At 70.0% G+C, this 20,818-nt stretch carries 17 protein-coding genes and 4 pseudogenes; 9 read left to right on the top strand and 12 right to left on the bottom strand.

Translation table 11 applies throughout. The annotated features are described in order from the left end of the window. Window positions 1–75: 75 nt before the first annotated feature. Window positions 76–471: an SgcJ/EcaC family oxidoreductase gene (locus tag BLW57_RS37850; RefSeq protein ID WP_093480175.1), complete on the top strand. Its 396-nt coding sequence runs from the start codon at window positions 76–78 to the stop codon at window positions 469–471. Here BLW57_RS37850 and BLW57_RS37845 read toward each other — a convergent pair. Further along, window positions 419–832, bottom strand: a complete 414-nt coding sequence (locus tag BLW57_RS37845) for a thiol-disulfide oxidoreductase DCC family protein (protein WP_093480174.1) — start codon at window positions 830–832, stop codon at window positions 419–421. The two genes, BLW57_RS37850 and BLW57_RS37845, sit on opposite strands and share 53 nt — an antisense overlap. 108 nt (window positions 833–940) lie before the next feature. Next, complete coding sequence (locus tag BLW57_RS37840) at window positions 941–2,407, bottom strand: dienelactone hydrolase family protein (RefSeq protein WP_093480173.1); 1,467 nt, start codon at window positions 2,405–2,407, stop codon at window positions 941–943. Between the two features lie 154 nt (window positions 2,408–2,561). Between BLW57_RS37840 and BLW57_RS37835 the strand changes: the two genes are divergently transcribed. Further along, the gene (locus BLW57_RS37835) at window positions 2,562–3,533 is read left to right on the top strand and encodes a helix-turn-helix domain-containing protein (RefSeq protein ID WP_256339730.1); all 972 of its coding nucleotides are present in this window, start codon (window positions 2,562–2,564) and stop codon (window positions 3,531–3,533) included. Between the two features lie 22 nt (window positions 3,534–3,555). Continuing rightward, on the top strand, window positions 3,556–4,596 hold the full coding sequence (locus BLW57_RS37830; protein WP_093480172.1) for a helix-turn-helix domain-containing protein: 1,041 nt from the start codon (window positions 3,556–3,558) through the stop codon (window positions 4,594–4,596). Between the two features lie 438 nt (window positions 4,597–5,034). On the opposite strand, the pseudogene BLW57_RS42700 reads toward BLW57_RS37830, so the two are convergent. Beyond that, window positions 5,035–5,359, bottom strand: a pseudogene (locus BLW57_RS42700) (hypothetical protein). Between the two features lie 145 nt (window positions 5,360–5,504). Here BLW57_RS42700 and BLW57_RS37820 point away from each other — a divergent pair. Beyond that, the gene (locus BLW57_RS37820; protein WP_093480171.1) at window positions 5,505–5,756 is read left to right on the top strand and encodes a hypothetical protein; all 252 of its coding nucleotides are present in this window, start codon (window positions 5,505–5,507) and stop codon (window positions 5,754–5,756) included. 9 nt (window positions 5,757–5,765) lie between these two features. Here the strand turns inward: BLW57_RS37820 and BLW57_RS37815 are convergent, their stop codons facing one another. Further along, window positions 5,766–6,443 carry a macro domain-containing protein gene (locus tag BLW57_RS37815; RefSeq protein WP_093480170.1) on the bottom strand — a complete coding sequence of 226 codons (678 nt, stop codon included), beginning with the start codon at window positions 6,441–6,443 and terminating at the stop codon, window positions 5,766–5,768. A gap of 199 nt (window positions 6,444–6,642) precedes the next feature. On the opposite strand from BLW57_RS37815, the gene BLW57_RS37810 reads away from it, so the two are divergent. Continuing rightward, entirely contained in the window at window positions 6,643–8,259 is a 1,617-nt protein-coding gene (locus BLW57_RS37810) for an ADP-ribosyltransferase domain-containing protein (RefSeq protein WP_093480169.1), read from the top strand. A gap of 272 nt (window positions 8,260–8,531) precedes the next feature. On the opposite strand, the gene BLW57_RS37805 is transcribed toward BLW57_RS37810, so the two are convergent. After that, complete coding sequence (locus tag BLW57_RS37805) at window positions 8,532–10,106, bottom strand: alpha/beta hydrolase (RefSeq protein ID WP_371127831.1); 1,575 nt, start codon at window positions 10,104–10,106, stop codon at window positions 8,532–8,534. A 409-nt stretch (window positions 10,107–10,515) separates the two neighbouring features. On the opposite strand from BLW57_RS37805, the pseudogene BLW57_RS41680 reads away from it, so the two are divergent. Further along, window positions 10,516–11,290 (top strand): annotated as a pseudogene (locus BLW57_RS41680) (PAS domain-containing protein); the annotation flags it as partial. A gap of 8 nt (window positions 11,291–11,298) precedes the next feature. Here BLW57_RS41680 and BLW57_RS40715 read toward each other — a convergent pair. From BLW57_RS40715 to BLW57_RS37790, 3 genes and pseudogenes are all read right to left on the bottom strand, one after another. After that, a pseudogene (locus BLW57_RS40715) lies at window positions 11,299–11,991 on the bottom strand (IS110 family transposase); the annotation flags it as partial. Window positions 11,992–12,330: 339 nt separating this feature from the next. Continuing rightward, window positions 12,331–13,383, bottom strand: coding sequence for a fatty acid desaturase family protein (locus tag BLW57_RS37795; RefSeq protein WP_093480166.1), 1,053 nt, complete (start codon window positions 13,381–13,383; stop codon window positions 12,331–12,333). A gap of 111 nt (window positions 13,384–13,494) precedes the next feature. Beyond that, window positions 13,495–13,719, bottom strand: a complete 225-nt coding sequence (locus BLW57_RS37790) for a hypothetical protein (RefSeq protein ID WP_093480165.1) — start codon at window positions 13,717–13,719, stop codon at window positions 13,495–13,497. 189 nt (window positions 13,720–13,908) lie between these two features. Between BLW57_RS37790 and BLW57_RS37785 the strand changes: the two are divergent. Continuing rightward, window positions 13,909–14,583 (top strand): annotated as a pseudogene (locus tag BLW57_RS37785) (YhjD/YihY/BrkB family envelope integrity protein); the annotation flags it as partial. Window positions 14,584–15,012: 429 nt separating this feature from the next. Here BLW57_RS37785 and BLW57_RS37780 read toward each other — a convergent pair. Next, complete coding sequence (locus BLW57_RS37780; protein WP_093481119.1) at window positions 15,013–15,966, bottom strand: YihY/virulence factor BrkB family protein; 954 nt, start codon at window positions 15,964–15,966, stop codon at window positions 15,013–15,015. 309 nt (window positions 15,967–16,275) lie between these two features. Beyond that, on the bottom strand, window positions 16,276–16,449 hold the full coding sequence (locus BLW57_RS37775) for a CsbD family protein (protein ID WP_093480163.1): 174 nt from the start codon (window positions 16,447–16,449) through the stop codon (window positions 16,276–16,278). A 792-nt stretch (window positions 16,450–17,241) separates the two neighbouring features. Between BLW57_RS37775 and BLW57_RS42695 the strand changes: the two genes are divergently transcribed. Together BLW57_RS42695 and BLW57_RS37765 are read left to right on the top strand one after the other, a co-directional pair. Further along, window positions 17,242–17,397: a DUF6131 family protein gene (locus BLW57_RS42695; RefSeq protein WP_093480162.1), complete on the top strand. Its 156-nt coding sequence runs from the start codon at window positions 17,242–17,244 to the stop codon at window positions 17,395–17,397. Window positions 17,398–17,648: 251 nt separating this feature from the next. Next, complete coding sequence (locus BLW57_RS37765; protein WP_093480161.1) at window positions 17,649–18,203, top strand: hypothetical protein; 555 nt, start codon at window positions 17,649–17,651, stop codon at window positions 18,201–18,203. 88 nt (window positions 18,204–18,291) lie between these two features. Here BLW57_RS37765 and BLW57_RS37760 read toward each other — a convergent pair whose 3' ends face one another. Together BLW57_RS37760 and proP are read right to left on the bottom strand one after the other, a co-directional pair. Then, a complete protein-coding gene (locus BLW57_RS37760; RefSeq protein WP_093480160.1) occupies window positions 18,292–19,134 on the bottom strand; it encodes an RNA polymerase sigma factor SigF in 843 nt (280 codons plus the stop codon). A 166-nt stretch (window positions 19,135–19,300) separates the two neighbouring features. Further along, a complete protein-coding gene (gene proP, locus BLW57_RS37755; protein ID WP_093480159.1) occupies window positions 19,301–20,791 on the bottom strand; it encodes a glycine betaine/L-proline transporter ProP in 1,491 nt (496 codons plus the stop codon). Window positions 20,792–20,818: the final 27 nt, after the last annotated feature.

The following is a 20,818-nucleotide window of genomic DNA, read 5'->3' as shown; positions in this document are numbered from 1 at the left end:
CTATTCGGGTACGGGCGTGCCGATCCGCTGGAGAGCACCCGGCCGCAGCTGGTTCCGACCGACAGGAGCACGACGATGGGCAGCAGCACGACGGATACGGATTCGATCCTGCGCGGGGTCCTCGACCGGTGGAAGGCCGCCGTCGACGGTCACGAACCGGAGCGGGTCGCGTCGCTGTTCACCGAGGACGCGATCTTCCAAGGGCTGCGCCCCTACAGCGTCGGACGCCAAGGTGTGGCCGACTACTACGCCTCACAGCCCCTGGGACTGACCGCCGACTACCGCATGGTCGAGACCAGGCGACTCGCGGACGACCTCGCCCTCGGCTATCTGAGTGTGGACTTCTCCTTCACCGACCGGCCCACGCTCACCGTCAACCTGGCGGTGCTGGTCAAGCGCGCGGAGGACGGCTGGTACATCACCCACTACCAGGTTTCGCACCTCGCCCAGACCCGGACCCGCCGGCGGTGAGCGCGCAGGCGGCGGTGCCGCCCGGCAGTCGGTGGCGGTTGTCGGCGATGAGGCGGTAGACGCCGTGGGCGATCCAGCGCATCGGCGGCAGGCGGAGCAGGGCGCCGACGACCATCCATCCACCACCGGCGCTCGACAGGAGTCCGGCGACCGCCTGGGCGCCTCCGTGGACCGTCCCCTCCGGGGTCACCCACAGCGCTTCGTACTCGGCCCGCTGCCGGGTGACCCCCAGTGCCTCCAGGGGCGCGGCCTGCTGGGCAGTGATCTCACAGCGAGGCTTGATCCACTTCCGGGCGAAGGCGACCGAGGCCGTACAGAAGCCGCAGTCGCCGTCGTACACCAGCACTGGTTGCGTCCGCATACCCTCCATGGTGCCGTGGGCGACGCGCCCACTCGCCGGCGGGTGGGGTGCGCCGGGGGATCACGGCTCGTGGTGGTTCACGGTCGTGGCCCGGGAACGCCTGCGGGCTCAGGCGTCCAGCAGCCGCGTGACGGCGGTCATCGCCCGTTCCACGGCGGCCCGCGACTCCTCGGAGTGGTCGAGCAGCTCGAAGCCGTGCCGCCCGTGCGGCACGTCGAGGACCTCCACGGCCGCCCCGCACTCGGTGGCGGCGTCCAGGAACTGCCGGACCGTCGCGGCGAAGGAGGGGTGTTCGAGCCCTGCCCGGGTGAGAACCGTGTTCAACCGTCCGGCGCCGCGGAGGGCGGCCACGGGACGGAAGCGGGCGTCCACCGTCTCCCAACCGGGCGGTGGGGCGAGGACGGGGTAGGTCAGGGCCAGGCAGCGCAGCCACGGCGGAGGTGCCGCGACCCAGTCCGCCGCGAGGAGGCCGCCGGCGGAGAACAACCAGAGCGCGATCCGGTCCGGGTCCACCCGGGGATCGGCACGTACCTGATCGACGGCCGCCGCGACGTCCTCCGCCGCCTTCGCGTAGTCGGTGAGAGCGTGCAGGCGGTGATCGAGGGTCGCGCCGACGACCCCACGGCTAGCCGCGAAACGTGCGTAACCGAGGAAGAAGGGCGTGTCCCGCGGGGTGGGCCGGCGGGTGGGGTCGACGGGGCCGCCGTGGACGAAGAGGACGGCGGGCCGGGGGCGATCGGCCTCCGGGAGATGGAGGTCGAGGCGGCCGATGCGCTCCCGGGGCACCTCGGGCGGATCGAGGAGGAAGGTTTCGCGGGTGCCGCCCGGATCGTCGTCCGGTGCGGCGATACGGCGGCCCTCCCCCGCTGCCGCCTTGATCAGCACCTGGGCGAGCCCGTCCGGTCGGGACAGCATCGGCCAGTGCCCCGTGGGGAGTTCGAAGTAGCTCACGCGCGGACCGGCGAGCTCCCTGAACTGAGGGGGACCGGAGCGTACGAGCATGTCCACCGTGTCGATGCCCGGTCCGTCGGCGGTGCAGAGGACCGCCGTGGCGGGCAGCCGGTGGGCGGCGCCGGTGAGCCGGAGCGGCTCGGTGAAGGTGGCGGCGGGCTGCGGTACCGCGAGCCGGTCGAGTCGGGCGAGCGCCTCGGCGGACAGGCCGGCGGTGCTGCCCCAGCGCTCCCACGCCCGGCCCCGCGGCGGCCGCACCGGGGCGTCGTCGTGTGCCAGTCGGGCGCGTACGGTCTCGTCGCGCACGAGTCGGCGGGCGGTGTCGCCGTCCCGGGGCAGGCCGGCGGCGACGTGGACGACCCGGGAGATCCGCTCCGGGCACCGGTCGGCGGCGCCGAGGACGGGGTGGATGCCGTAGTCGTGTCCGACGAGCACGACCCGGGGCACCTCGATCCGATCGACGATCCGCGACAACTCCGCGATGTGGGTGGACAGTCCGGCGCCCGGTGCGCTGTCGAGCGTCACCGGCCACACCCGCTCCCCCGCCTCCCGCAGCCGTCCGGCCACGTCCTCCCACATCCAGCCACCGGTGAAGGGGCCACCCACCAGTACGAACGCCGTCATGCCGCCTCCTCGTAAGCACTACCGCGCGGCTCCGCGGTCGTCTGCAGGCTAGGAACTCCTCCCGGGGGAGCTTCAAGAACAGGTGGGACGGAGCACCGAATCCCCTCGCTAGGCTGGGTGTTCGGGCCGTCGAGACACCGAGGGGGAGCGTGTCGTGCAGTCGGACGGGCTGTGGAGCATCGGGGAGCTCGCCGAGCGCGCCAAGGTGACCGTCAAGACCGTGCGCTTCTACTCGGACCGGGGGCTGCTGCCGGAGGCAGGCCGCAGCGGTGGTGGGCACCGGCGGTACGGGCCCGAGGCGCTCGAACGGCTCCGGGTGATCCGGTCGTTGCGCGCCCTCGATCTCGCCGTGCCGGAGGTCGAGCGGGCACTGGACCGGGACGGGGCTCTGGAGCAGGTGCTCGGGGAACGGCTGCGGGGTGTCGAGCGGGAGCTGGCCGCGCTGCGGTGGCGGGAGGCCGCACTGCTGCTGCTCGCGGAGTCCAGCGGCGAGGAGCGCGACGAACGGCTCCTGTTGCTGGGGGCGTTGACGCTCCCTCCCGACATGGACGCCGTGTTCCGGTTCTGGCGCCGGGTGCTGCCGGTCCGGTTGCCGGCACAGCTGGTGTCCGGGGTGCTCGACGCGGTGGTGCCGGCCCTGCCGTCGGCGCCCGTCCCCGAGCAGGTCCTCGCCTTCGGCCGCCTGCACGCGCTGGTCTCGGATCCCCGCCTGGACCGCGTGCCATCACTGCGACCGCGGCCACCGCTGGCCGGGGAGACCTACCGGCCCACCGTCCTGTACGAAGCGCTGGACGAGGCGTACGGCCTGGCAGGTACTCAGGTGCGCGGTGGGCGTCCGCCGGAGGGCGGAGGCGCGCTCGACTGCTTCGTCGCCGCCTACGCGGCGGCGCTCGGAACCCGCGACAGCCCGGCCTTCCGGCGGCGGCTCGCCGAGCTGCTCGCGCGCGAGGACGGGCCCGTGATGGCCCGCTACTGGAAGCTGGTCGCGCCCCTGCTGTCTGCGGAGGAGCCGGGTCTCGGTCTGCTGCACCACCGGCTCTTCCTGGCGCTGCGCGCCGACAGCGCCGCGGACTCTTCACCGCCTCGGGCCCAGCCAGTGCGTTCCCACCCCTCACCTCCCCTGTGAGGCACTGTGGTTGACTACCTCGGTGTTGCCTGAAACCGTCTTCACCACCCGTGACCTGCCGGCGAGCGACCGTTTCGAGGCGTGGACGGAACAACTGGGGCGTACGCACGCGCCGATGCACCTGAGCAGCGAGCGCGCCGCCGACTACCGGGGGCACCAGCGCGTGATCGGCCTGGGCGAGGTGACGGTGTGGCCGGCGACCTTCGACCATCTGGTGTTCCACCGCACGCCGAGGCTCGTGCGTCAGTCCGACCCCGAGGTGTTCCACCTGTCCCTGTTGCGGCACGGCGACGCCGCGGCGAGCTGGGGCCGACAGCAAGTGGGGTACGAGGTCTCCGACTTCCACGTGAACTGCTCGTCCCGGTCGTACGAGATCTCCACCGGGTCCCAGCCGGTCACCATCATCGGGGTGGAGATCCCGCGCACCGCGGTGGGCGTTCCGGTCCGCCGGGCCGACGACGTGGTCGGGCGCCGGATATCCGGCCGTGCGGGCATGGGCGCGCTGCTCGCCGGGCTGCTGGTGCAGTTGACCTCGGACACCTCCTCCTACCGGGCGGCCGACGCCGAGCGGCTGGGAACGGTCGTCGGCGACCTGGTCACCGCCGTCTTCGCCCACGCCCTGGAGGCGGAACCGCAGCTGCCGCCCGAGACGCACGCCCGCACCCTGATGCTGCGCATCAAGTCCTTCGTCCGACAGCACCTGGCCGATGCGCACCTGACACCCGTGAAGATCGCCGAGGCCCACCACATCTCCCGCAGCTACCTCTACCGCCTCTTCCAGGAGGAGGGGTTGACCGTGGCCTCGTACGTACGGGGACAGCGGCTGGCCGGTGCCCTGAAGGATCTCACCGACCCCGGTGCGCGCGCAGTCCCCATCCAGACCATCGCCGCCCGTTGGGGCTTCCCGCGTCCAGGCGACTTCACCCGCGCCTTCCGCTCCGTGCACGGCAGCACTCCGAGCGAGGTACGGGAGCGGGCGCTGTGCCGCACGGCCGTGGACGGTGCGCACACGGCCGTGGACGCTGTGCGAAGGACAACTCCCGACCCCCGCAAGGATCATTGACCCCGGGTCGCTCACCAGGCCCAGTGCCGACGGCGCGCCAGGGCCACGGGGGTGCCCTGCCGCGCCCGCGGCGCGAGGGCGCCCGCCGTCGGCGGCGTCGATGTCTCCAGGGACCGACGCCGCCGGGGCGACCATCCCGACAGCCTTCGGAGTGCGCGCTCCGGCGTCGGCTCCCCGAGAACCCGGGCTCGGGACGGCGGCCACCGCGGGCGGACGGTACTCGTGACATGGACCCGCACCCTTCCTCGCGGGTGGCTCGACGGGCGGCGGGAGGATCCTGGCCGGTGACGGCGGCGGTACGCCCGCACCGCGTGAGGCGTCCGACGAGACGGTGCGCGAAGGGCCGTGGTGAGGAGTACCGCCGTCACTGCCACCCCCTCCGACGGGAAGGCGTGGGCGGGAAGACCATGCGCGGCGGCCCGGACAGGCGACGGAGCGTCAATCCGCCGTGTCCGCGTCGAGTCGGGCGAGGCCGTCCTGCCATCGTCGGCGGCGCTCCTCCTCGGACTGTTCCCACCACGGGGTGCCCCGCTCCCCCCAGGGCGACCTTCGCGCGCTGTACCCGCGCGCGTGCCGACCGCTCGGCTTCCGGATCGCCTGCCCCGGTGGCGGTCCGCACCGCGCGTCGGGCCGCCATGAGGTGACGCCGGAGCCGGGCGGCGCTCTCCTCCGGGAGGGACGGGTCCGTTGCTCGCCATCTGCGGCCGTCGACCACGATGAAGTGTCCGTCGGGTGTCCGCTCGGGGGGCTGCCGCGCGTTCATGGGAACGATTCTGCGTGCTGCCGCGCGCCCCTCGCGAGCGGTGGCCGCCCGGCCGGAACGTGACGGCCGGGATTGGGCGGGCTGAACTCTCGCGAAGGGGGTACCGGCAGGACGACGCGTGACGCGGCTGCTTCGAGGGGTGACGATGGGTTCGGCGAATCAGATGCGACAGCTCAGGGCCGTGTACGCCGGTGGTGTGGTCGCCTGGACCTTCTGCCTGCTCCTGAGCCTGGTCGGCGACGACGGCACGGAACGGCAGACGGTGTTCCTGCTGGGCCTGCTCGCCGTCTTCCTCGTCCTGCTGCTGTGGTCGACCTGGTGCCTCTGGGAGGCCGGGGGCCACCGCCCCCGGGACCGGGCCGAGGACGTGGCCACGACACCGGGCGAGCCCGTCTGACACCCGTCGTCAGCGGTGGGTGCCGGCCCGGCGGTGCGGTTCTATGCGGACGGGCTTGTCCACGGGCGCGTTCTCGATGTCGTCGAGCTGCGCGACGATCGTGCCGCGCAGGTCGTCGTAGTCCGCGAAGGTGTGGTCGTGGAACAGGGTGTAGCCCGTCCACATCAGGTTGGCGCACACCCGCGCCGGCACCCGGCCGGTCCGGGCACCCATGCCCACGAGTGCCACCGACCGGATGCTGCCGGGGGCCTTCTTGTTCTGCCGGTGGATCGCCTGGAAGGCCGCCGCGCAGGCCAGGGCCACGTTCAGGGTCTCGCTGACGTTCTGCGAGGACGTCTCCATCGTCGGCGTGGAGATCAGGAATCGCGGCTTGACCGCTCCCGAGGGGACGCACACCGCGCTGCCGACCGGGAGGGCGCCCGCGAACTCGTCGCGGATCGCCTTCTGCACCCGCAGCTGGATGCCCGCGCCCAGGTACCTCTTGACGACCGCGTCGACGCCGCCGTCCATCCGGCCACGGGAGTTGGTGGGGCTGACCCAGGCGTCGACGTCCTCGTCGAGGAGCGAACCGTTGCGGATCTCGATCTGAGGCTCGTCGGCGAACGCCGCTCGCCAGGACTCCACCACCGCGGTGTTGATGTCGGTCAGAACCACCCTGAGCGGCGACTGCACGCGGTCTTCGGTCACGGTTCACTCCTGTCGGAAGACGATCACTCGACTGATCGGAAAGCTACCGCGCACCACTGACAGTGACGCCGCCGACCAGCAGTGCCCGACACGGCGGGAGGGCGCTGTCAGTGGGCACCCCTAGGCTCGTGATCACTTCGTCAGCCAGGCCGTCCGCCTGCACAGTTCGGCTGTTTCGATCATTCGGAGTGCCTCCACCATGAGCGATGACCGCACCCCTGCCCTGCCCGATCCCAACGATCCGCTGGCCCTCGCGGAACTGTTCCAGGGCGGTGGTGAACCGTGGCTGCCGCTGCTGAAGCCGGTCATCGAGGCCCAGCCCGACGCAGCCGAGTTCATCGGCCCCGGCCGCGGTCCGGAGGTGGTGCCGGTGCGCGAGCTGACGTTCCAGGCGCTCAAGCCGAACGCGCCGGACAAGTGGAAGGTCGTGGTCTTCGGTCAGAACCCGTACCCGCGGCCGGAGAGCGCGACCGGCATCGCGATGTTCGACAACACCTTCCACGACTGGCGGGACAGCCAGTTCGGCAGGGTCGTGAGCATCCGCTGCATCATCAAGGCGGCGGCCATGTGGAAGTACGGCATCCCCAAGAAGACCCCGATCGCCGACGTCCGGGCGCTGCTGAAGAAGCAGGACACCGTGCAGCCTCCGGAGTGGTTCCAGGCGATGCTCACCCAGGGCGTGCTCCTGCTGAACGCCGCTCTGACGGCCGGCAGCGACGTGGCGAGCGGCACCGACCGGCACACCCGGTTCTGGCGGCCGGTCGTCGAGCGGATCGTCGAGGAGATCCTCAAGGCGAAGCAGAGCGCCGACGGCGAGGACCGTGGCGTCGTCTTCGCCTGGTGGGGCGCGCACGCGCGCAGTCTGAAGAAGGTCGTCCTCAAGCTGGAGGAGAAGTACCCCGACGTCGAGGTCCGGCACATCGACCACGCCAACCCCGCCGCTCAGGGTGACGTCTTCTGCGACGGCGACCACTTCCGGATGGTCAACGAGGCCCTGGCGTCGGTGGGTGCCGACGAGATCGACTGGCTGCCGAGCACCGGTTGGAACGCGCTCGCCGGGGAGGTCGACGGGCCGGACGGCGGCGTCGCCGGCCGCATGGGCGCCTTCATCGCGTCCACCATGGAGCTGCATCAGCTCTACCTGGACCGGCTCGCCGGCGTCAAGGACGAGGGCCTGGTCCTTCCCGCGATCACGGGCGTGTACGACACCCCGCTCATGGACTTCGGTGCGGCCGTCGCCCCGGTCGCCGCCATGCTGTCCGGGCTGGGCGGCCATGTCGACCGCTCCCGCGAGTTCGGCAAGCGGCGGGCCGACCAAGTGGGCGGCGGACTGTCCGCCGACGTGATCGCCGCCCTGTATCTGTACACCTGCGAGTCCACCTTCTACCGGGAGATCAACGCCATACTGCGCTCCCCGGACCGCGCCCGGCTCGTGCCCTATCTGCCGTACCTGCGGCTGCTGTTCTCTGCGGTGTCTCAGCTGCCCGTTCGCACGTCCCCGCTGTGGCGCGGAGTGTCGCTGGACCTGCGGACCCAGTACCCGCTCGGGCGGACCGTCACCTGGTGGGGTGTGTCCTCGTGCACGTCCGAGCCGGGGGTGGCCAGGTCCTTCCTCGGCAGCCGCGGCAAGCGGACGCTGTTCGAGGTGTCCCCGGCCCGGGCCGTCGGCATCCGGGACTTCTCCGCCTTCACCGGTGAGGAGGAGTTCCTCCTGCTGCCGGGGACGCAGCTGAAGGTGACCGACGTCAGGACCGAGCGCGGCGGCCTGTGCACCGTCAGACTGACCGAGCTGGAGGAGCAGTCGCAGGTCTCGTGAGGCCCGGCGGCCGGCCGCCGCGCCGTCTGCGGGCGGAGCACCCGTTCGGCTCCGTATGCGCACGCCGTCGCAGGGCACTCGGGGGTCGTCACGTGGTGCAGAACCGGGTGGCGCGGTGCCGTGGCCGACCCCCGAGACTCGGCCGCGGCACCGCAGTGCTCACGTCCGCTCGTCCGTCCTGCCCCGTAGCGGGGCCGCGGCACTCGTTCCGTCCGCGACAGCGCCGAACCGCCCGGCCGCGAGTGGACGCGGCCGGGCGGGGCGATGGTGCGTCAGAAGCGTGGCGGTGCCGGGGTGTTCCGTGGGGCGGGGAGGATGCGCTGCTTGACGCCGGCGCCCTGACGGCCCGACGGCTTGCAGGTGACGTCCCGGGCGGGCAGCTTGCCGTTGTTCAGGTAGGCGTTCACAGCGCGGTCGGCGCAGGCACGGGGGTCTCCGGCGTAGACGCCGTGGCCCTCGCCGCCCTTGACGTACACCATGCGCGAGCCCTTGAGGGCGCGGTGCATGCCGAGGCCGCTGGCCAGCGGGGTCTGGGAGTCCCACTGGTTCTGGACGGTGAGCAGACCGACCTTGTTGTCGACCGCTGTGACGGGCTCCGAGGGTTCGTTCCAGAACGCGCAGGGCGTGATGTTGGAGGCGAAGTCGCCGTAGAGCGGGTAGTTGGCCTTGTCCCGGACGGCGTCACGTTGGTACTGCTCGGGGTCGCGCGACCAGGCGGCGGTGTCGCCGCAGACCACGGTCCAGAACACGGCGGAGCCGTTGTCGGCCGGCGGCTGCGCGGCGGCCGCGAAGCGGCTCGGTTCCCGGTCGTCCGGGGTGGCGATGAGGTGGGACACCCGGTGGCCGGCGGCGGCCTTCTTGAGCTGGACGACGGACTCGGTGGCGTACTCGGGGCTGAAGAACTGCGCGCGCAGGGCGGCGCGGATGTCGTCGCCGTCGAGCTTCTGGCCGCCGTCGTCGATCGGGGTGCGGTCGGCCCGGGCGACCAGGTCCCAGAACGTCTTCTTCACCTTGGCCGGGGTGTCGCCGAGCTTGTAGGTGCGGTGACGCTGTGCGGCCCACTTGGTCCAGCGGGTGAAGGCCGGTTCCGTGCCCTCCGCCCAGATCTGGATCATGCCGCGCCACACGCGTGCGGGGTCGACCGAGCTGTCCAGCACGAAGCGGTCGGTCCGCCCGGGGAACATCTGGGCGTAGACGGCGCCGAGGTAGGTGCCGTAGGAGTAGCCCAGGTAGGAGATCTTCTTCTCCCCCAGGACGGCGCGTATGACGTCCATGTCGCGGGCGGTGTTGCGGGTGGTGATGTAGGGAAGCGTGTCACCGTTCTTGGCACGGCACTTGTCGGCCACGGTGCGGGCCCACTTGACGTCCTGGGCGAACGTCGCGGCCTTGTACGGCCGTTCGGAGTTCTGTTCCTTGGCCGTCAGGCCGCAGGTGACCGGGCTGCTGCGGCCCACGCCGCGCGGATCGAACCCGACGAGGTCGTACTGCTCGCGTACGTTCTTGGGCAGCATCTCCTTCATCATGACCGGCATGTCCAGCCCTTCGCCGCCCGGACCGCCGGGGTTGAAGAGGAGCACGCCGCGCTTCTTGCCGGGGACGCCGGTCTTCATGCGGGAGACGGCCAGCTTGATCGTCTTGCCGTCGGGGCGGCTGTAGTCGAGCGGAACCTTGATGGTCGCGCACTGGAAGGCGGCGGGCAGCGACCGGTCGCACCGGTGCCATGCCGGCTTCTGTTGCTCCGCTCTTTGCCGCGGTTCCGCGGCGGATGCCTGCGTGGGAGCCAGGGTGGCGACGAGCGCTGCCGCGACTCCCCCGGTGAGCAGGGGCGCCATGCGTCCGATCCGCACGATGGGCCGTTCCTTTCGATCAACTTCCGGGACGGCACCACCATTTCGTGTACGAGAGATGTGCGAATCCATCTGCGGAGCGGTCTTGCTACGACCTGCGGTGTACACAGAACGAGACGTGAGGAGGAGAACCTGAACGGGCCTTTCACCATCCGCACTTGAGCGCTGTGAGCAGGTGTCTCCGCCGAGCGCGGGTGTCGCGTGCGGATGGGGGGCGACCGGCGCTTCGCCGGGCTGTCACGCCTCTTGGGCGGTGCGCGGGCGCCGGTGGGTCACACGCGGTCACTACGACCGCTGTTGACGGGCAGGAGTCGACCGTTGCAGGGCACTAGGCGACATGCTGCCGCGAAACCATCCGAGTTGCGCTGGGATGGCCAGTCTCATGCTGAGTCTCGCGGCGGGAGTGGAAATGAGCGACTTGGCCGAAACTTTGGAGCCTCGTCCCGCGGACGGGCGGACCGTCGTGTCGTGCCGGTGCGGTGCCGGCGAACCGGCGGGTGCGCCCGGCGCCGCCGAGGAAAGGTTTCGCGGTCTGCTGGAGGCGGCACCGGACGCCATGGTCATCGTCGACGACGGCGGAATCATCAGGCTCGTCAACGCCCAGACCGAAGTCCTCTTCGGCTACCAGCGCGAAGAACTCCTCGGCCACCCCGTCGAACTCCTCGTACCCGGCCGCTTCCGCGGCCATCACACCCACCACCGCAACGGCTACGCCCACAACCAGCAGGTCCGCCCCATGGGCGCCGGACTCGACCTCTACGGACTGCGCAAGGACGGCACCGAGTTCCCCGTCGAGATCAGCCTCAGCCCCCTGGAGACCACGGACGGCCTGCTCGTCTCCGCCGCCGTACGCGACGTCAGCGAACGCAAGGCGGCGGAGGAACGCATCAACGAACTCGCCGCGCTCGTGGAGTCCTCGCAGGACGCGATCCTGGCCAAGACCCTGGACGGGCACATCACCTACTGGAACGCGGCGGCCCAGCGGCTTTACGGGTTCACCGCGAGCGAGGTGCTGGGGCGCCACGTCTCACTGCTGGCGCCACCCGACCGGGAGGACGAGATCAGCACGCTCCTGGAGCGGTTGCGCCAGGGCGAGAAGGTGGAGCACTTCGAGACGCTCCGCGTCACCCGCTCCGGTGCCCTGCTGGACGTGGACGTCACGCTGTGGCCGACCCGGGCGCGCAGCGGAGTCGACGACGGTCTGCTCGTCGAGGGCGTCGAAGACGTCGTCGATCAGCCGCGCTGCCATGCGCGGGGCCTTGGGCCGTATGACTTCGACGAGCTTGCGGCGTCCGGCTTTTCGCAGGGCGGCGGGGGATCCGTAGCGTTCCAGCAGCCAGGTGACGGCCTGGTGGTCGAGCCGGGGGCCAAGGACGCGCTCCAGGCTGGGGTGGAACTGGGTGAGCAGGCCGCGGATCCGGTTGCTGGTGCGGGTGGCCTCGGCCGCCAGTTCCTGGTCGAAGCCGACCAGGACGGTCAGTTCGGCGGTGATCTCGTCGGTCAGTTCCAGCGAGCGCAGGGTGTGCGGCATTGTCCGGGCAGCGTCCGCGATCACGGCCGCGTCGCGGGCGTCGGTCTTCGCCTCGCCCGGATATAGGTCGGCGATCCGGCGCATGGCCAGTCCGGGCAGGTAGGCGACCTGACAGTTAGCGTCCTGGGCGACCGTGAGCGGCAGGGCTCCGACGGAGGCCGGTTGGTCCACGATCACCAGCACGGTGCCGAACTTGGTCTTCAGCTTGGTGAAGACCTCACGCAGCTTGGGTTCGGTGTTGGGCAGCTGCTTGTCGAAGACCTTCTTGCCAGCCGGGGTGAGTCCGTGCCCGTGATGGTTCGTCTTGCCGACGTCCAGGCCCAGGAACACGCCTATCTCGTCGCTGCCGTACAAGCCGTCCTCCCGAACGGATGTCGTGCGTGCTGGCCGGGGCGTTGGCGTCGTGCGCGCATCCACGTCATGCAGACCTGCCGCCCGCAAGCGGCCGGGCGTTGCGCCAGGCCAGGCGGTAGTCGGACCTCTCATCAGCGTCTCCAACGGCGCCTCTCGGGCCCGGTGGCACCACCCCCAGGTCATCCGTTCGACAGGGGGAACAGCCATGCCGGGCCCGGAGGCCAGCGGCCCTCTTTCAGGACCGCGAAGAACATAACGGGGGGCCGGAGCCGCCGGGAACTGAACGTGAGTTCCCGTGTGAGGTGCCCTTTGGTCACAGCTCCCTGGGGCAGATGCGCGTCACACGTGGGCGGTGTCGATACGGGCTCGCCGTAGTGGCGCTCCTGCTCGGTGGAGGCTGGCGAGTGCTTGCCGGTAGGAGGCGATCAGTCCGGTTTCCAGGTAGTCCACGCCCAGGTCCTGGCAGTAGTGGCGGACGATGGACCGGGCCTTGCGCAGGTGGGGGCTGGGCATGCTGGGGAACAGGTGGTGTTCGATCTGGTGGTTCAGTCCGCCCAGGGCGAGGTCGGTGAACCAGCTGCCGCGTACGTTGCGTGCGGTGAGGACCTGGCGGCGCAGGAAGTCGGGGCGGTCGTCGCCGGTCAGGATGGGCATGCCTTTGTGGTTGGGGGCGAAGAGGCAGCCGAGGTAGAGACCGAACAGGCCCTGGTGGACGGCCAGGAACGCGATCGCCATGCCTGGCGGGAGGACGAGGAACACCGCGGTCAGGTAGGCGGCGATGTGCCCGTAGAGCAGCGTGCCGTCCAGGGCGCGGTTCTTCAGGGCGCGGTTGCCCAGTGCCCGCGCGCTCGAGACGTGCAGGTTGACCCCTTCCAGAGCGAGCAGGGGGAAGAAGAGGAACGCCTGCCAGCGGCCGAGGAACCTCGGCAGCCCGGTCGCGACGCGGGCCTGGCCCTGGGACCACACCAGCAGGTCGGGGGCAATGTCGGGATCGAGGCCCTCGTGGTTGGGGTTGGCGTGGTGGCGGGTGTGTTTGTCCTGCCACCATCCATAGCCCATGCCGATCGCGGCCCCGGCGATGCGGCCGGACGTCTCGCTGGGCCGGCGTCGGCGGAAGACCTGACGGTGGGCGACATCGTGGGCGAGCAGAGCGACCTGCCCGAACATCAGGGCGAGGAACGCGGCGACCGCCAGAGTCCACCAGCCGGCGCCGATGAGGACGAACGCGCACCAGCCACCGGCATAGGCGACGGCCACGGCGATGGAGCGGACGGTGTAGTAGCCGGGGCGCCTGTCCATCAGGCCGGCCTCGGCGATCTTCTTGGACAGGCGGGCGAAATCACTGCCACCTGCGGGGGGAGGCGGGAGACGGCGCGGGGTATGCGTGGTCATGCTGTCGGAGTGTCCTTCCCGGCCAATGGGCCGCGTCCGTCCGTGCGCCGGATGCGACGCGGCAGCCGGGTACCCACATCCCTGCGGCCGGCACCCCAGCCGGGGTGCGTGTCAGAGTTTGCGAGCGTCGCCGGGCTCGACGTAAAGGTTTTCCCCGGGCGGGTGGCCACTGCCGATGGTCTGGGCGCGTTCGAGTTGGGTGTGCCACTGACAGAATTCCGGGCCGAGCAGGATGGCGATGTCGGAGATCCACATCCGGACCAGGTAGATGGTGATCGCGGCGAAGAGCAGGACCACCACGGGCCGTTTGGCGATGCTGTGGCCGCGAGGATCCACGACGTGGTGATTACGCCACTCACGTTATCGGCTTCCTGGATCATGGCCTCGTCCTGAGCCGTTCGGGAAGCTGCGTCGCGCCCTCGCGGGCCGCCGGTGTCGACCGTGGTAGTCGACAGGCATGCCGATGAAGACCCCGGGTGCCGCAGGCCGTTCCTCTCTGTTCGAACGGCTGGGCCGCGTGATCAGCTGGTGCCGCTGCTGATCATTGTCTCCTCGGCCGATCCAAAGCATGGGCGGGGATTCGCGCAGTGGCTGGGGGAAGGACTCGGCGTGTCGATGACCTCCAGGGAACATGTGGAGCAGTTGTTCACTCGTCCCGGTCAGGCTCTGCGGACCACGACCGCGTTCGGAATCGCCGTCCTCGCCGCTTTCGGCCTGGCCTTCGGAGCAGCGGTGCAGTCCGGCTATGAGAAGGTCTGGGATCTGCCCCCGGCCCGCTGGTGGGCCAGGTGGCGCCATGTGGTGTGGCTCGGCGTACTCATCGGCTACCTCTTCGCTTCCGCCACCACCACGCTGCGACCCGAATCCCTGGCCGGCGCGTTCGTCGCATCGTTGAGCGCCGTCCTGTTCTTCTGGTGGTCGCAGCGCATACTGCTGGGCGGGCGGGTTCGCTGGCGCGCCCTGGCGCCCGGTGCGGTGGCTACCACGGTCGGGCTGCTCGGTCTCAGGATCTTCTCCCGGCTCCTCTACTCGCCGCTGATCGCCTCCAACGCCGTCACCTACGGCCCCGTCGGAACCGTCCTGGTCATCCAGTCCTGGCTGGTCGGTGTGGGCGTCGTCGTATTCGGCGGTGCCCTGGTCGGCCGACTGCTGCACGAGGAGCTCCCACGCCTGGCACGTGCCCTGAAACGGCGAGGATGAGAGGGGAACCTCGGAGCCCGGAGCTGCTCACGCCCGAACGCCCGGCGCCGGGGCGTGCGCCTGGTCAGCGCGCATCAGGCCGCATCCTCGCGCGGACGACGGCCATACACGGCGAGCAGTAGCGTTCGGCCGGCGTGTCATCGAGGACCGGTCTGGCACCCACGGTTCGTGCGACCTCCTGTCCGCACAGTGTGGTGCGGGCATCACCCTTGGTCCTGACGTGCCACATGACCCCGGCACCGGTCGTCGCAGGGTCGGCGATCATCTCTTACATCGGCCTCTCCTCTGGTTGAGACCCCCGTGGGCGGTGAGTCGCTTAGTCCGGGGCGAGCCGGGACGCGCTACTGGCCGGGGAGCCCCACCCCACTCGCCCCTCGGTGGGTGGCGGTGGGCACTCGCCGCAAGGGGCGGGTCGGTGACCGCTCGATATCAGGGCCTGCGCGGTGTTGTTGGTGGACCGCCGTCTTCCGCTGCCCGCTGGGGTTCGTCGGTCACTGCGGGTCCGGTCCCGGGAACCGGGACCTCACCTGCGTCTGCTTCGCTGGGCTGCGCTGCTGTGTCCGTCGCCGTCCAGGCGGCGCAGTACAGCAGCAGCCTGGCCATGAGGTTGATCCACAGCACGACGGCGACCGGGACGGCGAAGGCGCCGTACATGCTCTTTCGCGCGACGCCCTGGAAATAGCCGGTCAGCAGCAGCTTGAGCAGTTCGAAGCCGACCGCACCGATCAGACCGGCGACCACGACCGCACGTCGGCCGGGATGCACCCGCGGCAGCCGGGTGAGCAGGTAGACCAGGAGCAGGAAGTCGACGAGCAGGGCGATGGCCAAGCCCGCGAAGAACAGCAGCACCCGTCCCGCCCCGCCCTCGATCCCGACCTTGTCGGCTGCCCAGCCGACCGCGCTGTTCGCGAACACCGAACTGCCCATCGCGACCAGCCCGACCACTCCGAGACCGACCAGCACCCCGGTGTCCTTGATCCTGAGCAGGATCGGATTTCCCGGGTCCTGCTCCTTCTCCCAGACCGCACGCAGACACCCGCGAAGGGCGCCGACCCAGTTGACGCCGATCACGAGCAGCAGCGCGCCCGCAATGAGCCCGACGGTTCCTGCGTGCGCGACGAGGCCCTTCAGGTTCAGCAGGCTGGAAAGACCCGGCGCCTGGCCGGCAATCTTGTTCTCAAGCTTGCTGAGCTGGTCCTCGCTCAGCAGCTTGGCGCCGATCGCCGCGCCCGCAGTGATCAGCGGAAAGAGCGCGACGAAACTGATGTAGGTGACGGCGGCGGCGAGCCGGGCCCAGTGGGTCTTGGCCAGCCGCTCGTACGCCCGCCACACGTGCGTACGCATCAGCCGTGCGATACCAGGAAGCCTTGTCAGCCAGTCCATGGTGAACACCTACTCTCAGCGGACCCACGGCGGGAGAAGAGGCATGTGGCGGCGAAACCCGCTATGCCGTGCCGAGACCGTTTGGCCGCCAGTTCAGGGACAGGGCAGTCGCGGTGACCGACCTGCATGCACGGCGCACCCGATGGAGGACCCGGAATGTCGGCGGAAACCGTGATCTCCCCGGTGGCGGAAACGATCACCCACCCACGGCCGGACACCAAAACTCCCCACTGTGTACGGCTTCCACCCCTGGCGGAACCGGCCCAACCGAACCAACGACGCGTACTTCGCCGGCCCGGGGCGGAGTGGTCAGTGCTTGAAGGCGTCCCTGATCTTCGCTCCGGCCTGCTTGATGTTGCCCTTGACTTGGTCTCCGCGGCCTTCGGCCTGCAGGCGCCGACTGCCGGTGGCGCGGCCGGTCGTCTTCTTGGCGCCGCCCTTCATCGCTTCGGCCTTGTGCGTGATCTTCTTTGCGAGACTCATGGATGGCCTGCCTGGGTGAGTTCTCTGCTGGGGTTCGGTGGCAGAAAGATCCGGGGCGCTGGCCGGCCACCGATCTGCGCGTGGGGGCGGTCTACCAGGGGGCGGATCGGTGCCCGCACAAGTGCAGTCTGCTCCCAGGACCGCCGTTTGGGGCGGGAGCGCGATCACGTGGGGTGAGCCTCCCTGCGCCTTCGCGTCCGAGGATGACGATCATGACCCGCTCCAAGGATCTACCCGCTGCTCTCACGGTAGAACCGCACCGTCCGCGAAGCCACCGCGGCAGGGACGGCAGGATTCCCCGGGACTGGCGGCTCACTCGCTGCAGACCCCCGACCGCGACACCGCTCGATCTTCTAGGTGGCCGTACGCGAGAGAGGGCTTGGAGAGTCACACTTGTGTTGCCGCTCGAAGAGCACCCCAGCCGGGGCGGGCCTGGTGAACCGGCCAGTGAACTACTCCCCGCTGCCGGTCAGCACCTTGCTCGGATGGCATTCGGGAATGCCACATGGCTTCGGCGAACGCTGCTGCGGGCCGCCCGGCCCGACGGCTCCGCCGCGACCTTGGCGGTCACGACAAAACGGGAATGATCATCGATCCGCGTGATCGGCTTGCACTCCCGGCCTCCGGCCGGAAAACGGTTCCACACCCGGAGACCGGCGACCGCCGCAGCGAAGGCATCTCGCCCGGACGGCCTGACATATCAGGAGGTCAGCGGGATTCGGAAGCGGTTGCCGCAGGGGTGTGCGAGCGCCACAGTGGGAGGGAGAGCATTGTGCGAGATCGGAGGACACCGTGATCGCCTTGGGAGTCATTCTGCTCGTCATCGGGTTCCTGGCCAAGGTCGCCATATTGTGGACGATCGGGATCATTCTGCTCGTCATCGGACTGATCTTGTTGCTCCTGGGCGCCCTCGGGCATGGAGTCCGCGGGAGGCGGCACTACTGGTAGAGGGCCCAGGGCCCAGGGTGCCGACACCCGCACGGCGATCGACGTGTGCGGCATCCATCGCTGCCCGCTCACCCGTGAGATCCAAGAACGTGCGAGGAAGCCCGATGAGAGCGCGGCGCACCGCGTGCCTGGGCATACGCCGCCGGGTGGCCGCTGAAGCCTGTCGTGCGGGGCGCGCCAAGCTGCGTTACGTGCGGATCAGTCTGTGAACGTGGCTGCCGGTCGTGGGCTGTAAGTGAGTGGAGGATGCGATGTCGACCATCGTCGTCATCGTCGCTGTCGTGGTCATCCTGGCCGTGGTCGCGCTGGTCCTCCGGACCACGATCCGGCGCCAGCAGTTGCGGGAACGTTTCGGGCCGGAATACGAGCGCGCGGTCGAGGCGAAGCGCAGCCGTGGCGCGGCCGTCCGCGACCTGAGGGCGAGGGAGGAGCGGCATGAAACGCTGGAGATCAGGCCACTGCCCTCGACGGTGCGGGACCGCTACGCCCGGGACTGGACCAGCGTGCAGGAACACTTCGTCGACCGTCCCGACCAGGCCGTGGGCGAGGCGGACCGGCTCGTGACCAGGCTCATGAGCGAGCGGGGCTACCCGTCCGAGGATTACGAGCAACAAAAGCGTGACCTCTCGGTCGAACACTCCCGAACGCTGCAGCACTACCGCATCGCCCACGAGATCAACGAACGCGCCGGCGGCAGGGACACCTCAACCGAAGAACTACGGAGCGCGATGGTCCACTACCGGGCGTTGTTCGAGGAACTGCTGCACGACGGCGGCACCGCTTCGTCGGACAAGGAACGCCGATAGTGCCCAGCAACCGCAGGAGCTGCCCGGCGGCGCGATCACCGGTCGGCCGCTTGCGTGGTGTCTCCCGGCAGGATGTGCCGCGCCGCGGTCAGCTGTCGGCGAGCATGCCTTCGCGCAGGCGGGCGAGGGTGCGGGTCAGCAGCCGGGAGACGTGCATCTGGGAGACGCCCAGGTGTTCGCCGATCTGCGCCTGGGTGAGTTCGTCCACGAACCGCAGGTGCAGGATCCGCCGGTCACGCTCGCCGAGTCCGGCGATCAACGGGGCCAGGGTGTGGAAGTCCTCCACCAGACCCATGGCCCGGTCCTCGGCACCGATGAAGTCGGCCAGCGCGGCCTCGCCGTCCTCGCTGCCGCTGATGGTGGCGTCCAGCGAGGTCGAGGTGTAGCCGTTGGCGGCCAGACGGGCCTCACGCACCTCCTCCTCCGGCAGACTCATCAGCTCCGACAGTTCCCCGTCCGTCGGGATCCGGCCCAGACGCCCACGCAGCTCCTCGGTCGCCCGCGCCAGCTGGACCCGGGCCTCCTGCAGCCGGCGCGGCACGTGCACCGCCCAGCTGGTGTCCCGGAAGAACCGCTTGATCTCACCCACGATGTACGGAATGGCGAACGACGTGAACTCGACTTCCCGGGACAGCTCGAACCGGTCGATCGCCTTGATCAGACCGATCATGCCGACCTGGACGATGTCCTCCATCTCCTCCGCACCCCGGCTGCGGAACCGGCCCGCGGCATACCGGACCAAGGACATGTTCATCTCGATCAGCGTGTTGCGCGCGTACTGGAACTCCGGCGTGCCCTCCTCCAGCACCGCCAGCCGGCCGAAGAACAACCGGGACAATTCACGGGCATCCTGCGGCGCCACCTGCGAAGGGTCGGCAACCTCGGGCAACTCGGCCGTATGTGTGTCCGTCGTCAGGCTCATGAGCGTCATGCTGCATCCCCTCCCAAGATCGAAGTCGATACCGCCGACCCGGTGCCGGGCGACAGCCGATGACCCAGCGTACTCGTGATCCTGCTCGGCGCGCCCGCCGACCCGGCGGGCGCGCCCCTCAGGCCGCCCGGATCCACGCAGGGCGTCCCGCGGCAGTACCTGCTGGTCAGAACCTCGGAGCCGGCGACTGCGCCTGGACGAGCCCGGCGGCCTCCGCCTCCGTTTCGACCGAGGGCGGGGAGCCGGCCAGCGGCTTGTTGGCCGTCTCCCTCATGAGCAGGACGGCGACGACGCCCACGACCGCGGCGGCGGTGGCGTAGTAGGCCGGCATGAGGTTGGTGCCGAACGCACTGATCAGGGCGGTGATCACCAGCGGGGTCGTACCGCCGAAGAGCGAGGTGGAGAGGTTGTACGCCACCGACAGGGAGCCGTAGCGGACCTTGGTGGGGAAGATCGCCGGGAGCGCCGCCGACATCGTGCCGAGCATCGCCACCAGGGAGAGCCCCATCAGGAGCAGGCCGAGGGCGATGAGGACGACGCTGCCCTGCCGGATGAGCAGGAAGGACGGCACGGACAGGAAGAGGAAGCCGAGCATGCCCGTCATCAGCAGCGGCTTACGGCCGAAGCGGTCGGAGAGCCGTCCCACCTGGTTGATGACGCACATCTGGACGACCATCACGACGAGCAGGATCAGCAGTCCGTGGTCGGTGCCGTAGCCGAGCTCGTCGGACAGGTAGGTGGGCATGTACGAGAGCAGCATGTAGTCGGTGATGTTGTACGCCGCGACGAGCGCGATGCACAGCAGCAGCGGCCGCCAGTAGCGGGTGCAGATCTCGGCGAGGTCACCGGTGGCGGAGGTCTCCACCGCGTCGGCGGCCTCGCTCGCCCTGTCCCGGCCGCCCTCCAGCTTCTGGAAGGCGGGCGTCTCGTCCAGCTTGAGCCGCAGGTACAGGCCGATGAAGCCCAGCGGGGCGGCGACCAGGAAGGGGATGCGCCAGCCCCACATCAGCATCTGGTCGTCGCTGAGGAGACTGCTGAGGACGACGACGAGCCCGGAGGCGGCGACGTAACCGGCGAGCGTGCCGAGCTCCAGGAAACTGCCGAAGTATCCGCGCCTCTTGTCGGGCGCGTACTCCGCGATGAACGTCGACGCGCCGCCGTACTCCCCGCCGGTCGAGAAGCCCTGCACCAACCGGAAGAAGATCAGCAGGACCGGCGCCCAGAGGCCGATCACCGCGTGCGAGGGGATGAGGCCGATGGCGAAGGTCCCGACCGCCATCAAGATCATGGTGAAGGAGAGGATGCGCTTGCGGCCGACCTTGTCGCCGAGCGGCCCGAGGACCATCCCGCCGACGGGACGCACCAGGAAGGCGACCGCGAAGGTCGCGAAGGAGCTCAGCAACTGGACGGTGCCGCTTCCCGACGGGAAGAAGACCTTTCCGAGCGTCGCCGCGAGATAGCTGTAGATCCCGAAGTCGTACCACTCCATGGCGTTGCCGAGGGCGGCGGCCTTGGTGGCGCGTTTGACCGCGGCCTCGTCGGTGACGGTGATGTCGCCGCGGCGCAGTTTCGGATGACGTCGCCTCTCGATCGCACGGAACAGCACGGGGTGGCGTTTGACCGCTGCGCTGTTCATCGACTCGTCGGGCGCCGCCATGACGGGGGTTCCTTTCTCAAGACACGT

The sequence above is a fragment of the Streptomyces sp. 1222.5 genome (assembly GCF_900105245.1).
Lineage (GTDB): Bacteria > Actinomycetota > Actinomycetes > Streptomycetales > Streptomycetaceae > Streptomyces > Streptomyces albidocamelliae.
Note: the sequence above shows the minus strand (reverse complement) of the source record. Positions and strands in the feature narration are given on the sequence as shown.

Bases quoted from the DNA above. Each gene is read 5' to 3' on its own strand.
- BLW57_RS37795 (WP_093480166.1), bottom strand. From the start codon at position 13,383: ATGACCACGCATACCCCGCGCCGTCTCCCGCCTCCCCCCGCAGGTGGC.
- BLW57_RS37775 (WP_093480163.1), bottom strand. From the start codon at position 16,449: ATGAGTCTCGCAAAGAAGATCACGCACAAGGCCGAAGCGATGAAGGGC.
- BLW57_RS37820 (WP_093480171.1), top strand. From the start codon at position 5,505: ATGGGTTCGGCGAATCAGATGCGACAGCTCAGGGCCGTGTACGCCGGT.
- BLW57_RS37765 (WP_093480161.1), top strand. From the start codon at position 17,649: ATGTCGACCATCGTCGTCATCGTCGCTGTCGTGGTCATCCTGGCCGTG.
- BLW57_RS37850 (WP_093480175.1), top strand. From the start codon at position 76: ATGGGCAGCAGCACGACGGATACGGATTCGATCCTGCGCGGGGTCCTC.
- proP (WP_093480159.1), bottom strand. From the start codon at position 20,791: ATGGCGGCGCCCGACGAGTCGATGAACAGCGCAGCGGTCAAACGCCAC.
- BLW57_RS37840 (WP_093480173.1), bottom strand. From the start codon at position 2,407: ATGACGGCGTTCGTACTGGTGGGTGGCCCCTTCACCGGTGGCTGGATG.
- BLW57_RS37845 (WP_093480174.1), bottom strand. From the start codon at position 832: ATGCGGACGCAACCAGTGCTGGTGTACGACGGCGACTGCGGCTTCTGT.
- BLW57_RS37780 (WP_093481119.1), bottom strand. From the start codon at position 15,966: ATGGACTGGCTGACAAGGCTTCCTGGTATCGCACGGCTGATGCGTACG.
- BLW57_RS37810 (WP_093480169.1), top strand. From the start codon at position 6,643: ATGAGCGATGACCGCACCCCTGCCCTGCCCGATCCCAACGATCCGCTG.
- BLW57_RS37760 (WP_093480160.1), bottom strand. From the start codon at position 19,134: ATGACGCTCATGAGCCTGACGACGGACACACATACGGCCGAGTTGCCC.